Here is a 13244-nt window from a genome sequence, read left to right as displayed (position 1 = left end):
GAGCGGGCGGTGACGGCAGCCGTTGGGCGAACTCTTGGCCAAGGTCGCCCAAAGGGCGTGTCCCTCGCCGGACTCCCGGGCCGTTCCGACCTACGTTGTCCAGGTGGAGCAGCACAGGAACAGTCCCCCTCAGCGCCGGCAGCGGGCGCAGGCCCCGGCGGGTCCGGCGCACCCGGTGGCACCCGCGGCGTCGGCGGCCCCCGCGGCCCCGGGCGCCCTGCCCCCGGGCACGCTCATCGACGGCGGGGCTGTCCGCTCCGTCGGGGCACGCCCGGCGCGGCCTCCCGCCAGGCAGGGTGGTGCGGCGGCGCCCGGCGGCCGGAGCAGCGGCGCGGGCGGCGGACCCGCGGGGCCGGGCACGCCCGGCGGGCCCCGGCGGCCGGGCGGCCGGCCCGGGAGGCGGCCCGTGCCGTCCATGGTGCCGGCGCTGCGCAGGCTGCCCGCGCCCCGGTTGACGGGCCTCGGCGCCGGGCTGTTCGCCGCCGCGTCGATGTTCGTGCTCGGCTGCCTCGACCGGCTGCTGTTCGGCGGCTCCCCGCTCGTGTACGGGCTGCTCTTCCTCCCGGTCAGCGCCCTGACCGCGCTGTGGGTGCGGGAGGCCGACCTGGTCACCGCGCCGATCGGGGTGCCCATCGCCTTCGCCGTGGGCGCCGTGCCGATCGCCGGCGGCCCCGGCGGTCTGGGCGGCCGCATCATGGCCGTGGTCACCACGCTCGCCGTGCAGGCCGGCTGGCTCTACGGCGGCACGCTGGTGGCGGGCCTCATCACGTCCGTACGCAAGGTGCGGCAGATGGGGCGGCGGCAGCGGACCACGGCCGCCGCCGCCCGGGCCACCCAGCGCTGACGCTCCGGCCGCCGGCGCCTCAGCGGGCCGCGGCCGCCATCGCCGCGCCCACGATCCCCGCGTTGTTCTGCAGCTCCGCCGGGACGATCTCGGCGCGGACGTCCGTGAGCAGCGGCAGGAACTTCTCCGCCTTGCGGCTGACGCCGCCGCCCACGATGAAGAGCTCGGGCGAGAACAGCATCTCCACGTGGGCGAGGTACTTGCGCACCCGGTGCGCCCAGTCCTCCCAGCTCATGTCCTTGTCCTCCTTGACCTTCGTCGACGCCCGCTTCTCCGCCTCGTGGCCGTCCAGCTCCAGGTGACCCAGCTCCGTGTTGGGCACCAGCCTGCCGTCGATGAAGAGCGCGCTGCCGATGCCCGTACCGAAGGTCAGCATGATCACCGTGCCCTTGCGGCCGCGTCCCGCGCCGAATTTCATCTCGGCGACGCCGGCGGCGTCGGCGTCGTTGAGGACGGTGACCGGCATCCCGCTCAGCCGTTCCCCGATCAGCGCCGCCGCGTCGACGCCGACCCACCCCTTGTCGACGTTGGCCGCCGTGCGGATGGTGGAGCCCGTGACGACACCGGGGAAGGTGACGCCGATGGGGCCCGACCAGCCGAAGTGCTCGACGACCTCAGCGACGCACCCCGCGACGCCGTCGGGCGTCGCGGGGTGCGGTGTCAGTACCTTGTGGCGGGGCTCGGCCAGATCTCCGCGCTCCAGGTCCACGGGAGCGCCCTTGATCCCCGACCCGCCGATGTCCACTCCGAAGACGTTCATGGACTCAACGTTACGGCGAGGCGCTGACGGTTACCGGCTTTCGGTCACCGCTTTTCGCTCAGGGCCGCCGCCTCGGCGCGCAGATCGCGGCGCAGCTCCTTCGGCAGCGAGAAGGTGATCGACTCCTCGGCGGCCTTCACGATCTCCACGTCCTCGAAGCCGCGCCCCGCCAGCCACTCCAGCACGCCCTCGACCAGCACCTCGGGGACGGAGGCGCCGGAGGTGACGCCGACCGTGGAGACGCCCTCCAGCCATGCCTCGTCGATCTCCTCGGCGAAGTCCACCAGGTGGGCGTCGCGCGCGCCCGCGCCGAGGGCGACCTCGACGAGCCGGACGGAGTTGGAGGAGTTCTTCGAGCCGACGACGATGACCAGGTCCGCCTCGGCGCCCATCTGCTTGACGGCGATCTGGCGGTTCTGCGTGGCGTAGCAGATGTCGTCGCTCGGCGGGGAGACGAGCTTGGGGAACTTCTCCTTCAGCTTGTCGACCGTCTCCATGGTCTCGTCGACCGAGAGGGTGGTCTGGGAGAGCCAGACGACCTTCGAGTCGTCCCGCACGGTGACGTTCTCGACGTCGTCCGGGCCGTCGACCAGGGTGATGTGGTCGGGGGCCTCGCCGGAGGTGCCGATGACCTCCTCGTGGCCCTCGTGGCCGATGAGCAGGATGTCGTAGTCCTCGTTGGCGAACCGGACCGCCTCCTTGTGGACCTTGGTGACCAGGGGGCAGGTCGCGTCGATCGTCGCGAGCCGCCGCTCGGCGGCCTCCTGGTGGACGGTCGGCGCCACGCCGTGCGCGGAGAACATCACGATCGAGCCCTCGGGCACCTCGGCCGTCTCGTCGACGAAGATGGCGCCCTTCTTCTCCAGGGTCTGCACGACGTACTTGTTGTGCACGATCTCGTGGCGGACGTAGATCGGCGAGCCGTACTGCTCCAGTGCCTTCTCCACGGCGATCACGGCACGGTCCACGCCCGCGCAGTAACCACGCGGAGCGGCGAGGAGGACGCGCTTGTCGGACGACGGGCTGGCAGGCGTAGCAGTCATGTCCCCATCGTAAGGGCGCGTATAGGGCGCGGAAGATCCGCCGGGCGGCTGAGACCGGGGGCCGTGGCCGCCACACGTCCAGATGACCCCGGGTGGCCCTCACCGGCTCGTGGGCGGACGGTTCCGGCCGGGAAGGTGGCCGGGGCGTCCGGGGGCGTCTCGGGGCGGGGCGTTGTCGTACCGGGCGCGTACGCTCGCTCCATGGGTCTCAATACGTCTGCCGAAGCCCCCCTGCCCGTCGGTGAGGTGTCGCGGCTCATCGGGGGGTGGATCGACCGGCTCGGTGCCGTCTGGGTGGAGGGGCAGATCACCCAGTTGTCGCGGCGGCCCGGCGCGGGCGTCGTGTTCATGACGCTGCGCGACCCGTCGTACGACATCTCCGTGAGCGTCACCTGCTACCGGCAGGTGTTCGACGCGGTCGCGGACGTGGTCTCCGAGGGCGCCCGGGTCGTGGTGCGCGCCAAGCCCGAGTGGTACGCCCCGCGCGGGCAGTTGTCGTTGCGGGCGACGGAGATGAAGCCGGTGGGGATCGGGGAGCTGCTGGCGCGGCTGGAGATGCTGAAGCGGTCCCTGGGCGCGGAGGGGCTGTTCGCGCTCGACCGCAAGAAGCCGGTGCCGTTCCTGCCGCAGCTGATCGGCCTGGTGTGCGGCCGCGCGTCGGCCGCCGAGCGCGACGTGCTGGAGAACGCCCGGCGGCGGTGGCCGGCGGTGCGCTTCGAGGTGCGGAACGTGGCGGTGCAGGGCGTCCACGCCGTGCCGCAGGTGGTGCAGGCGGTCAAGGAGCTGGACGAGCTGCCGGACGTGGACGTGATCATCGTCGCCCGGGGCGGCGGCAGCGTGGAGGACCTGCTGCCGTTCTCCGACGAGCAGCTGGTGCGGGCCGTCGCCGAGTGCCGTACACCGGTGGTGTCGGCGATCGGGCACGAGCCGGACTCGCCGCTGCTGGACCTGGTGGCGGACCTCCGGGCGTCCACCCCGACCGACGCCGCCAAGAAGGTCGTGCCGGACGTGGGCGAGGAGCTGGACCGGGTGCGGGGCCTGCGCGACCGCGCGCTGCGCACGGTGCGGGGCCTGCTCGACCGCGAGGAGCGGGGTCTGGCGCACGCGCTGGGCCGGCCCGTGATGGAGCACCCGCAGCGGATGGTGGAGGAGCGGGAGACGGAGGTGGACGCCCTGCTGGCGCGCAGCCGCCGCGTCGTGGGCCACCTGCTGGACCGGGCGGACTCCGAGCTGGCGCACACCCGCGCGCGCGTGGTGGCCCTCTCGCCGGCGGCCACGCTGGAGCGGGGGTACGCGGTGCTGCAGCGGGCGGACGGGGCGGTGGTGCGGTCGCCGGAGGAGGTCGCACCGGAGGAGGAGCTGCGGGCGCGGGTCGCCGGGGGCGAGTTCCCCGTGCGCGTGGCCGCCGAGGTTGTCGTACCCCGCCCTTAGGGTGGTCGGCATGGCAGCGAACACCACGGAAACGGCGATCGGGTACGAGCAGGCGCGCGACGAGCTGATCGAGGTCGTCCGCCGGCTGGAGGCGGGCGGCACCACGCTGGAGGAGTCGCTGGCCCTGTGGGAGCGGGGCGAGGAGCTGGCCAAGGTGTGCCGCCGCTGGCTGGAGGGCGCCCGCGCCCGGCTGGACGCGGCGCTGGCCGGGCAGGATGCCCCGGCGGATCCGGAGGAGTGAGCTCCGCAACTCGTGTGTGAGGGGTTTCACGGGCGACCCCGCCCCGATTTAGTTGAAACTTAACCTATCTCGGGCGTACGGTGGGACACATCGCTTGATCCTTTGCGCGTCCGAAAGGCACCAGCATGACCCTCGTTCTCGACCCCGCCGCCCAGGACCTCCTCTTCCGCGAGGCCCGCACCGCCAACACCTTCACCGACGAGCCGGTCACCGAGGAGCAGGTCCAGGCGATCTACGACCTGGTCAAGTACGGCCCGACCGCCTTCAACCAGTCGCCGCTGCGCGTCGTGCTGGTGCGCTCGGCCGAGGCCCGCGAGCGCCTGGTCCCGCTGATGGCGGAGGGCAACCAGGCCAAGACCGCGTCGGCGCCGCTGGTCGCGATCCTCGCCGCGGACAACGAGTTCCACGAGGAGCTCCCGAACCTCTTCCCGCACTTCCCGCAGGCCAAGGACGTCTTCTTCTCGGAGCGCGCGGCCCGCGAGCAGGCCGCCGGCCTCAACGCCGCCCTGCAGGCCGCGTACTTCATCGTCGGTGTCCGCGCCGCCGGCCTCGCCGCCGGCCCCATGACGGGCTTCGACTTCGCGGGCGTCCAGAAGGAGTTCCTGGACGACGACCACACCCCGTTGATGATCGTCAACATCGGCAAGCCGGGCGAGGGCGCCTCGTTCCCGCGCAGCCCCCGTCTCGCCTACGACGAGGTCATCACCACCGTCTGACCGACGGCCCCGGACCGGCGGCCCCGAGCACCATCCCCCCTGGTGCCCGGGGCCGTCGCCGTTCCCCGGGGCCGTCGCCGTCCCCGAGCAGTCGCCGCTCCTCTAGACCTTCTCCGCCGGCCGGAGCGCCGCGGCCATCCGCACGAGCTGCTCGTCGGTCGCCGTGCCGGTCACCACCGTGGTGACGCCCTTCTCGCGCAGGACCAGCGCGTCGTACTTCGGGCCCTCCCAGCGCTGCCAGGCCCTGCCCGCCACCCGTTGCGTGCGGCCGGTGTCCCGCGCCTCGTGGGTCACCTCGGCGATGTACTTCTCCGGCACCGCCGTCGACTGCTCCACCGCCACGTACTGCCGGTCCGGCGTCAGGAAGCCGACGTGCCAGGCGTCGCCCCCCTCGCGGTCGTACGCCACCGAGGTGGGCGTCCAGCCGCCGGTGAGGCCCTCCGGCGCCAGGACCGGGTAGGGGGCCGCGCGCTGCGCGGTCACCAGCTCGACCCGGTAGTCGACCGGCTTGATCGGGTCCGCCTTCTCGTCATGGGGGATGAAGAGGTACATCACGCCCCCGGCGGCGAGGATGACCGCCATCGACTGGAACATCCCGCGCACTGTCTGCTTGCCACGCATACCTGCCACGCCCCCTATGGTCGCATCAGGGTGTCCTGCTCATACGTGGGCCCCTCTGCTCAATATGTCGACCTACCGATAGAGTCGCAGCACCCTCTTCACTTGCGGCCGTCGCCGTACAGAAAGGTGCGTTCCGATGACCGACAATCATCTGCCGTCCGAGCTCGAGGTCTCTCCCGAGGCTCCCGACCGCAACCTGGCCCTGGAGCTGGTCCGGGTCACCGAGGCCGCGGCCATGGCCGCCGGTCGCTGGGTCGGCCGCGGCGACAAGAACGGCGCCGACGGCGCCGCGGTGCGGGCCATGCGGACCCTGGTCTCCACCGTCTCGATGAACGGCGTCGTCGTGATCGGTGAGGGCGAGAAGGACGAAGCCCCGATGCTGTTCAACGGTGAGCGCGTCGGTGACGGGACCGGCGCCGAGTGCGACATCGCCGTGGACCCGATCGACGGCACCACGCTCACCGCGAAGGGCATGCCGAACGCGATCGCCGTGCTGGCGGCCGCCGATCGCGGCACCATGTTCGACCCGTCCGCGGTGTTCTACATGGACAAGCTCGTCACCGGCCCGGAGGCCGCGGACTACGTCGACATCAACGCCCCGGTGTCGGTGAACATCCGCCGCGTCGCCAAGGCGAAGCACTCCTCGCCCGAGGACGTCACCGTCGTCATCCTGGACCGCCCCCGCCACGAGGGCATCGTCAAGGAGATCCGCGAGACCGGCGCGCGGATCAAGTTCATCTCGGACGGCGACGTCGCCGGTTCGATCATGGCGGTGCGCGAGGGCACGGGCGTGGACCTGCTGATGGGCATCGGCGGTACGCCCGAGGGCATCATCAGCGCCTGCGCGATCAAGTGCCTGGGCGGCGTCATCCAGGGCAAGCTGTGGCCCAAGGACGACGAGGAGCGGCAGCGGGCCATCGACGCCGGCCACGACCTGGACCGGGTGCTGTCCACGAACGACCTGGTCAGCGGCGACAACGTGTTCTTCGTCGCGACCGGCATCACGGACGGCGAACTGCTGCGCGGCGTGCGCTACCGCGCCGAGACGGCGACGACCTCGTCCCTGGTGATGCGCTCCAAGTCGGGCACGATCCGGCAGATCGACTCCACGCACCGGCTGTCGAAGCTGCGCGCGTACAGCCAGATCGACTTCGACCGCGCGAAGTAGCCCACGCGGACACGACAGAGGGGCGCCCCCCATGTGCGGTGGGGGCGCCCCTCTGCGTTCCGTGCGCCGGAGCAGCGTCGCCAGGACCGGGGTGCCGTGCCGCACGTGCGGCACGTGCCGGGTCAGCCGGCGGCGGCGATGCGGGGGCCGGTCGAGGCGGCCTTCTTCAGCTCCACCTCGCGGCGCCTGCGCCGGGCCAGCACGACGCGCCGCTCGGCCGCCGTCAAGCCGCCCCACACGCCGTACGGCTCGGGCTGGAGCAGGGCGTGCTCCCGGCACTCGACCATCACCGGGCAGCGGGCGCAGACCCGTTTCGCGGCCTCCTCCCGCGCCAGCCGGGCGGCCGTGGGCTCCTTGGACGGGGCGAAGAACAAGCCTGCTTCGTCCCGGCGGCACACCGCCTCCGAGTGCCACGGACCGGCCTGGTCCTCCCGCGCCGAAACGCGCTGGGAGGGAACGGCGGCGGCGACCTGGAGGGGCTGGGGCGGCAGTTGCAGCACGGTCTACTCCTGACGACGGCTTCGCGAGCGAGAGACGATGCAGCAAGCCCTACCCGCTGTGCGCGTGCCTATGCACTGCGTGGCAGTCCGGTCCAGGGGGCGGGATTCCCACCGGCCCGAACCGGCCGTGGCGCGTCAACCACCCAAGTGCTTGCGCAACTTGTGGTGGAGGTCGGCGAGGAAACTGCCGCGCTTGGGGCGGGCCTCCACGCTGCCGAAGACGGCGTATCCGTTGATCACGACGACCGGGGCCTCGGGGTCGGCGGCCTCCAGGGTGTCCACCTCGAAGCTGCCGAACACGCCGGTACCGCCACCCCGCAGGGTGATGTTCTCGGGGACTCGCACCTCGACGCTGCCGAAGACCGAGACGGCGTCAATGGTGGTCAGACGCTGTGTGAAGACCGCCTCGGTGAGGTCGATCTCCACGCTGCCGAAGAGCGAGAACGCGTGCGTGCGCGGCCCGAGCCGGCGACGGCCCCCGCGGGTGGCGCTGGAGAAGACGGCGATCAGCTTGTCGGCCGGGGCGGCCGGGTCCCCGGCGTCGTACGCGTACGGCGGGTGCTGCGGCGCTCCGGGACCGGGGCGGGCGGCCGGCAGGTCGCGGACGAGCGGCTCCAGCTCCCCGAGCGTCTTGGCCCGGTAGACCGCGTCGACGCGCTCCGCGTGCTCCTCCGCGTCGATCCGGCCCTCGACCAGGGCGTCCCGGAGGATGTCCGCGATCCGGTCCCGGTCGGCGTCCGAGGCCCGCAGGGCGGGTTCGGCGGGCGCGACCGGCTTCTGGGGCTGCTTCTCGAGGTCCACGGACCCAGCCTAGCCAAACGCGATACATCGCGACCAGAGGTCCACGCGGGGAACTGAGCCTTACCTCACAGGTCCGGGCGCCCCGGGGCGTTCTACGCTTGTGGGCGCGCTGCCAACGGAGGCCGCGTCGCCGTCTGCCGAGTGAGGAATGGCCGCAATGCCAGAGTTTCAGTACTCCGATCTGCTCCCGCTGGGAGCGGACACCACGCCCTACCGCCTGGTGACCGCCGAGGGTGTCTCCACCTTCGAAGCCGACGGCCGTACGTTCCTCAAGGTCGAGCCGGAGGCGCTGCGCAAGCTCGCCGAAGAGGCGATCCACGACATCCAGCACTACCTCCGTCCGGCGCACCTCGCCCAGCTGCGGAAGATCATCGACGACCCGGAGGCGTCGGGCAACGACAAGTTCGTGGCGCTCGACCTGCTCAAGAACGCCAACATCGCGGCCGCCGGCGTGCTGCCCATGTGCCAGGACACCGGCACGGCGATCGTCATGGGCAAGCGCGGCCAGAACGTCCTGACCGAGGGCGAGGACGAGAAGGCCCTGTCGCGCGGCGTCTACGACGCGTACCAGAACCTCAACCTGCGCTACTCGCAGATGGCGCCGCTCACCATGTGGGACGAGAAGAACACCGGCTCCAACCTCCCCGCCCAGATCGAGCTGTACGCGACCGACGGCGGCGCCTACAAGTTCCTCTTCATGGCCAAGGGCGGCGGCTCCGCCAACAAGTCGTTCCTCTACCAGGAGACCAAGGCGGTCCTCAACGAGACCTCCATGATGAAGTTCCTGGAGGAGAAGATCCGCTCCCTCGGCACGGCCGCGTGCCCGCCGTACCACCTGGCGATCGTCGTCGGCGGCACGTCCGCCGAGTTCGCGCTGAAGACCGCGAAGTACGCCTCCGCCCACTACCTGGACGCGCTGCCGTCCGAGGGCTCGGAGCTGGGCCACGGCTTCCGCGACGAGGAGCTGGAGAAGAAGGTCTTCGAGCTCACGCAGAAGATCGGCATCGGCGCGCAGTTCGGCGGCAAGTACTTCTGCCACGACGTGCGCGTGGTGCGCCTGCCGCGCCACGGCGCCTCGCTGCCCGTCGCGATCGCCGTGTCCTGCTCGGCCGACCGCCAGGCCGTCGCCAAGATCACCGCCGAGGGCGTCTTCCTTGAGCAGCTGGAGACCGACCCGGCGCGCTTCCTGCCGGACACCACCGACGAGCACCTCGACGAGTCGGGCGACGTCGTGCGGATCGACCTCAACCAGCCGATGGACGACATCCTGGCCGAGCTGACCAAGCACCCGGTCAAGACCCGGCTGTCGCTGTCCGGTCCGCTGGTCGTGGCGCGCGACATCGCGCACGCCAAGATCAAGGAGCGGCTGGACGCGGGCGAGGAGATGCCGCAGTACCTCAAGGACCACCCGGTGTACTACGCCGGCCCGGCCAAGACCCCCGAAGGGTACGCCTCCGGTTCCTTCGGCCCGACCACGGCCGGCCGCATGGACTCCTACGTGGAGCAGTTCCAGGCGGCGGGCGGCTCGAAGGTGATGCTCGCCAAGGGCAACCGCTCGAAGCAGGTCACCGACGCGTGCGGCACGCACGGCGGCTTCTACCTGGGCTCCATCGGCGGCCCGGCCGCGCGCCTGGCGCAGGACTGCATCAAGAAGGTCGAGGTCGTCGAGTACGAGGAGCTCGGCATGGAGGCGGTCTGGAAGATCGAGGTCGAGGACTTCCCGGCGTTCATCGTGGTGGACGACAAGGGCAACGACTTCTTCACCTCGCGGGAACCTGAGCAGCCGACTTTCACCAGCATCCCGGTGCGGGGCCCCGGCCTGTCCTGAGCCACCCCTAACAGCATCCCAGACCCCTCGGCGTGGCCGGGGGGTCTGTTGTTGCGCCCCTGGGCGCAGCTACGAGTCCCCCGCTCCCGTGGCTTAAAGGGCACCCTTGACGCCAACGCGGCAGCATCGCAAGGGTCCATGCGTAGAAGTCCGTGCAATCCGCGTAGCCCGGGAGGCTGCTGTGTCGCTACGGTTCATCGCCAAGGACCCGAACACGGACGGGGCGAACTGCCCCACGGTGTGGGTCGACGAGGAGAAGCAAGAGATCGTGTTGCAGGGTTGGACGGTGGATGACGCGACGCGCGCCGAGTGCCTGAAGACCGGCCCCATCCCCGACAGTGAGACCGTCGTCCGGCTGCCTATGCGTATGGTCGCCGCCATCAGGGAGGCTTGTAGTGCCGCAGACGGCCCCACCGTTCAGTGAGCTGCTGGCGAACTGCCAGCGATCCGCCGTGCATCTGGAGATGCGCGACTTCTACGACGACCCCGACGAAGCTCCGCGCGTGGCCGCGTGGAAGGCCGGGCATCGGCCGGACCCGAACGACCGAGCGTCCTGGTGGCGTCCCTGGCTCGACATAGTGTCCGAGGCGGTGTCCCGTGGCGTCGTCATCCGCCGCGCCCGGATCATTTCCGAGCCGGTGAGCGAGTACACCCGGTACCTCTACGACGGCACGTTCACCAACATCGCCGCCGGTGAGCAGATCCGCTGGCTTCCCCGGCGGAATGCGTCGGATCTGGCACTTCCCGGCAATGACTTCTGGTGCTTCGATGACCGGCTGGTGAGGTTCGGCCACTTCTCCGGCGAGGGCGTCTACCTCGGCGACGAAGTGGACGACCGCCCAGAGGTGGTCAAGCTGTGCGCCTCTGCGTTCGAAGCCGTCTGGGACCGGGCCATTCCGCACGACCGCTACAGGATCTGAGAACGCACAGCGCCAATGGCCCGTTCCCCTTCGTCCAGCGTCCAGGCAGCCCGAGAGGCGCTTGCAGCACGCCTTCGGGATATTCGCCTAGACGCTGGTCTGAAGGCCCGTGAGGTGGCCGTACAGGCTGGCTGGCACCCTTCCAAGGCGAGTCGGCTGGAGAACGCCGTAACGCCCCCTGCGGACACCGACATTCGCGATTGGTGCCGCATCTGTGGAGCCGACGATCAAGCAGCCGACTTGATCGCCGCGTCTCGCTCGGCGGAGTCGATGTACGTCGAGTGGCGACGGCTCCAGCGCACCGGGCTACGCCGACTCCAGGAGTCATACGTACCGCTCTTCGAGCGCACCCGGACCTTCCGAATCTACTGCTCCAACGTGGTGCCCGGTCTGCTCCAGACACCCGCGTACGCAACCGCGCTGCTGACTGAGATCACCGACTTCCGGCAAACGCCCAACGACGTCACGGAGGCCGTGGCCGCCCGCATGGATCGGGCGCGTGTTCTCCGCGAAGGAGATCACCGATTCGCCATCCTCGTTGAAGAAGCCGTCTTGCGGTACCGCATCGGCGACGCCGGAGTCATGGCCGGGCAACTGGGCCATCTGCTGTCGATCATGTCCCTGCCGGCCGTCTCCCTCGGAGTCGTGCCGTTCAGCACCTCCCGGCACATGTGGCCGCTGGAAACCTTCTCGATCTACGACAGCGCGCAAGCCCAGGTAGAGCTGCTGACGGCCGCTGTGAATGTGAGCGCGCCATCGGAGATCGAGCAGTACGCGAGAGCCTTCGAACGACTGTCGGAAGCGGCGGTCTACGGAGCCACAGCACGAACCTTGATCACGAAGGCCATCGAGGCACTCGGCTAACTCGCGTGCAATTGCGTAGAACTTCGTAGAGCCCCGATGTGGCCCGTTCCTAACGTGGTCTGCACGACCAGAGGAGGGGCGATCGATCATGGCGAGCGAGGCAAGAGCCCGACTGTCTGAGGCGTTCGACGTGTTCGGCCGCAACGGCATGCTGTTGGTGTTCCACGACCCGGATGATCCCTTGGGAACGACGGCTGAAGGGGCGGACACTCCGCCTCATTCGGGAGTGGGCCGTACGAGCCTGCGTCAACGGGTCGCCGAAGCCAATGCTCGGAGCCGTGGCGAAATCCTCTGATGGCGCACACCGACCCGCGCCGCCCCAAAACAATCACTCAGACTCTGTGGTCGTACGGGGAGTACTGCGGAACGAGTGCCGGACACCGCGAAATCTGGTGCCCCATCAGCTTCGGCTTCGAGGGCTGTTCGGGCTGCAACGACCGGCGGAAGGTGCTTTGCCCTACATGTGCCGGCGGTCAGCTCTTGCCCAACGTCTGTTGATCATTTCTCGCTGATCTCCGCCCCTGTCGGGTCTGACCCGACCCCCTATCCCCCATGGCTCGGAATCCCGGCGGGGGCGGGCAACACCCCGTTCCGCATACAGCGGGACGGTTCAAGAGGCACCATCCAACTGGAGGTAACCAGATGCGCAAGCAGTGGCTCACGGCCGAGGACCCCGGCAACCCCCAGGACGACAGCGACAGCGGCAACATAGGGGCAGAAAAGGCCCCGGCCATCCGGAGCCGTTGTGCGGTCTTCTACGCCTAGGTTTTAGCCCGCCAGGGGTGGCGGAATCAAGGTAGAGGGTTTAAACGGCCAGGGGCCGAGCGTGGGCATGGAAAGGCCCCCGAAGCGTTTACACGCGACGGGGGCAAGGGTTGGGAGCCTGGGCGTCCCTACTTAATTCCGCTTATAAGCCATCTGCTTCGGCAGAATGTATTCCGCCTCCGGCTCGATCAACCAGTATCCCTCGGGGACTTGAAGCCCGGTTTCCTTGGCGATCTCGGCAAGCTCAGGCATCTTACAGACGACTCGTCGGCTCCCGTCTTCCGTGGCCCCCACCGTCACAGATATGCCGTGCCGTTGCAGGAATACACGCTTCTGTTCCTCATCCTTGGTAGTCCACTCTTCGGAGTAAGTCCGCCCCGTCTCCTTCCAGGCCGGGGCATCCTCGGCAGTCTTGATTTCCTCCCGCAGACGCTCAACCTTGGCCGACTGGAATTCGTGCTGCCCCCAGTAGCGTTCAACCTGAACGTCGGTCTTGAACCGTCCAGCTAGGTAATCTGCTTCCAGTCGGTCCAGCGTAGCCTCGGCCTCGGCAAGCTCGATCTTGGCCTGACTGATGGAATTACCGGTCCGCTCCATAACCGGGAGCGGTCCGAGAGTGACCTTCACGAAGGTCCCAACAGCCGTGTCTAGTGTCCTGCGCCGGGAATTCGTTGGATTAGTAAGCTGTCTCCATGGCGAAGATGGGGCGGCCGATGGCCGAGCTGGTGTTGTCGGAGGATGA

17 protein-coding genes are annotated in these 13244 nt (G+C 69.8%); 11 read left to right on the top strand and 6 right to left on the bottom strand.

Annotation, left to right across the window (positions count from 1 at the left end; genetic code table 11):
• Window positions 1–415: 415 nt before the first annotated feature.
• Window positions 416–844 carry a DUF6542 domain-containing protein gene (locus tag AC07DW_RS26275; RefSeq protein ID WP_478860197.1) on the top strand — a complete coding sequence of 143 codons (429 nt, stop codon included), beginning with the start codon at window positions 416–418 and terminating at the stop codon, window positions 842–844.
• Window positions 845–863: 19 nt separating this feature from the next.
• On the opposite strand, the gene ppgK is transcribed toward AC07DW_RS26275, so the two are convergent.
• Window positions 864–1604 (bottom strand): polyphosphate--glucose phosphotransferase, encoded by a 741-nt coding sequence (gene ppgK / locus AC07DW_RS26270; protein ID WP_478860157.1) that lies wholly within the window; start codon window positions 1602–1604, stop codon window positions 864–866.
• Window positions 1605–1648: 44 nt separating this feature from the next.
• Window positions 1649–2647, bottom strand: a complete 999-nt coding sequence (locus tag AC07DW_RS26265; RefSeq protein WP_478860156.1) for a 4-hydroxy-3-methylbut-2-enyl diphosphate reductase — start codon at window positions 2645–2647, stop codon at window positions 1649–1651.
• A 201-nt stretch (window positions 2648–2848) separates the two neighbouring features.
• On the opposite strand from AC07DW_RS26265, the gene xseA reads away from it, so the two are divergent.
• From xseA to AC07DW_RS26250, 3 genes are all read left to right on the top strand, one after another.
• A complete protein-coding gene (xseA, locus tag AC07DW_RS26260; RefSeq protein WP_478860155.1) occupies window positions 2849–4078 on the top strand; it encodes an exodeoxyribonuclease VII large subunit in 1230 nt (409 codons plus the stop codon).
• Window positions 4079–4088: 10 nt separating this feature from the next.
• The gene (locus AC07DW_RS26255; RefSeq protein ID WP_478860154.1) at window positions 4089–4319 is read left to right on the top strand and encodes an exodeoxyribonuclease VII small subunit; all 231 of its coding nucleotides are present in this window, start codon (window positions 4089–4091) and stop codon (window positions 4317–4319) included.
• A 125-nt stretch (window positions 4320–4444) separates the two neighbouring features.
• Window positions 4445–5035: a malonic semialdehyde reductase gene (locus tag AC07DW_RS26250; protein WP_478860153.1), complete on the top strand. Its 591-nt coding sequence runs from the start codon at window positions 4445–4447 to the stop codon at window positions 5033–5035.
• Window positions 5036–5137: 102 nt separating this feature from the next.
• On the opposite strand, the gene AC07DW_RS26245 is transcribed toward AC07DW_RS26250, so the two are convergent.
• The gene (locus AC07DW_RS26245; protein ID WP_478860152.1) at window positions 5138–5665 is read right to left on the bottom strand and encodes a DUF4245 domain-containing protein; all 528 of its coding nucleotides are present in this window, start codon (window positions 5663–5665) and stop codon (window positions 5138–5140) included.
• 127 nt (window positions 5666–5792) lie between these two features.
• On the opposite strand from AC07DW_RS26245, the gene glpX reads away from it, so the two are divergent.
• Entirely contained in the window at window positions 5793–6824 is a 1032-nt protein-coding gene (gene glpX, locus AC07DW_RS26240) for a class II fructose-bisphosphatase (RefSeq protein WP_031078366.1), read from the top strand.
• Window positions 6825–6946: 122 nt separating this feature from the next.
• Here glpX and AC07DW_RS26235 read toward each other — a convergent pair whose 3' ends face one another.
• A complete protein-coding gene (locus AC07DW_RS26235) occupies window positions 6947–7324 on the bottom strand; it encodes a WhiB family transcriptional regulator (protein ID WP_478860151.1) in 378 nt (125 codons plus the stop codon).
• 135 nt (window positions 7325–7459) lie between these two features.
• Entirely contained in the window at window positions 7460–8125 is a 666-nt protein-coding gene (locus tag AC07DW_RS26230) for a DUF1707 SHOCT-like domain-containing protein (RefSeq protein ID WP_478860150.1), read from the bottom strand.
• A 148-nt stretch (window positions 8126–8273) separates the two neighbouring features.
• Here AC07DW_RS26230 and AC07DW_RS26225 point away from each other — a divergent pair, with 148 nt between their 5' ends.
• The 6 genes from AC07DW_RS26225 to AC07DW_RS26200 all read left to right on the top strand — a co-directional run bounded on the left by AC07DW_RS26225 (window position 8274) and on the right by AC07DW_RS26200 (window position 12502).
• Complete coding sequence (locus AC07DW_RS26225; RefSeq protein ID WP_478860149.1) at window positions 8274–9953, top strand: fumarate hydratase; 1680 nt, start codon at window positions 8274–8276, stop codon at window positions 9951–9953.
• A gap of 181 nt (window positions 9954–10134) precedes the next feature.
• Window positions 10135–10377, top strand: a complete 243-nt coding sequence (locus tag AC07DW_RS26220) for a hypothetical protein (protein WP_400117415.1) — start codon at window positions 10135–10137, stop codon at window positions 10375–10377.
• Window positions 10349–10873, top strand: a complete 525-nt coding sequence (locus AC07DW_RS26215; RefSeq protein ID WP_478860148.1) for a DUF6879 family protein — start codon at window positions 10349–10351, stop codon at window positions 10871–10873. The genes AC07DW_RS26220 and AC07DW_RS26215 overlap by 29 nt, the downstream gene beginning before the upstream one ends.
• A 15-nt stretch (window positions 10874–10888) precedes the next feature.
• Entirely contained in the window at window positions 10889–11737 is an 849-nt protein-coding gene (locus AC07DW_RS26210; RefSeq protein WP_478860147.1) for a helix-turn-helix domain-containing protein, read from the top strand.
• Window positions 11738–11825: 88 nt separating this feature from the next.
• The gene (locus tag AC07DW_RS26205; protein ID WP_478860146.1) at window positions 11826–12032 is read left to right on the top strand and encodes a hypothetical protein; all 207 of its coding nucleotides are present in this window, start codon (window positions 11826–11828) and stop codon (window positions 12030–12032) included.
• Window positions 12033–12379: 347 nt separating this feature from the next.
• Entirely contained in the window at window positions 12380–12502 is a 123-nt protein-coding gene (locus AC07DW_RS26200) for a hypothetical protein (RefSeq protein WP_478860145.1), read from the top strand.
• A gap of 132 nt (window positions 12503–12634) precedes the next feature.
• Here AC07DW_RS26200 and AC07DW_RS26195 read toward each other — a convergent pair whose 3' ends face one another.
• Window positions 12635–13129, bottom strand: a complete 495-nt coding sequence (locus AC07DW_RS26195; RefSeq protein WP_478860144.1) for a hypothetical protein — start codon at window positions 13127–13129, stop codon at window positions 12635–12637.
• Between the last annotated feature and the right edge of the window lie 115 nt (window positions 13130–13244).

The sequence above is a fragment of the Streptomyces sp. NPDC045701 genome, assembly GCF_056432045.1.
Note: the sequence above shows the minus strand (reverse complement) of the source record. Positions and strands in the feature narration are given on the sequence as shown.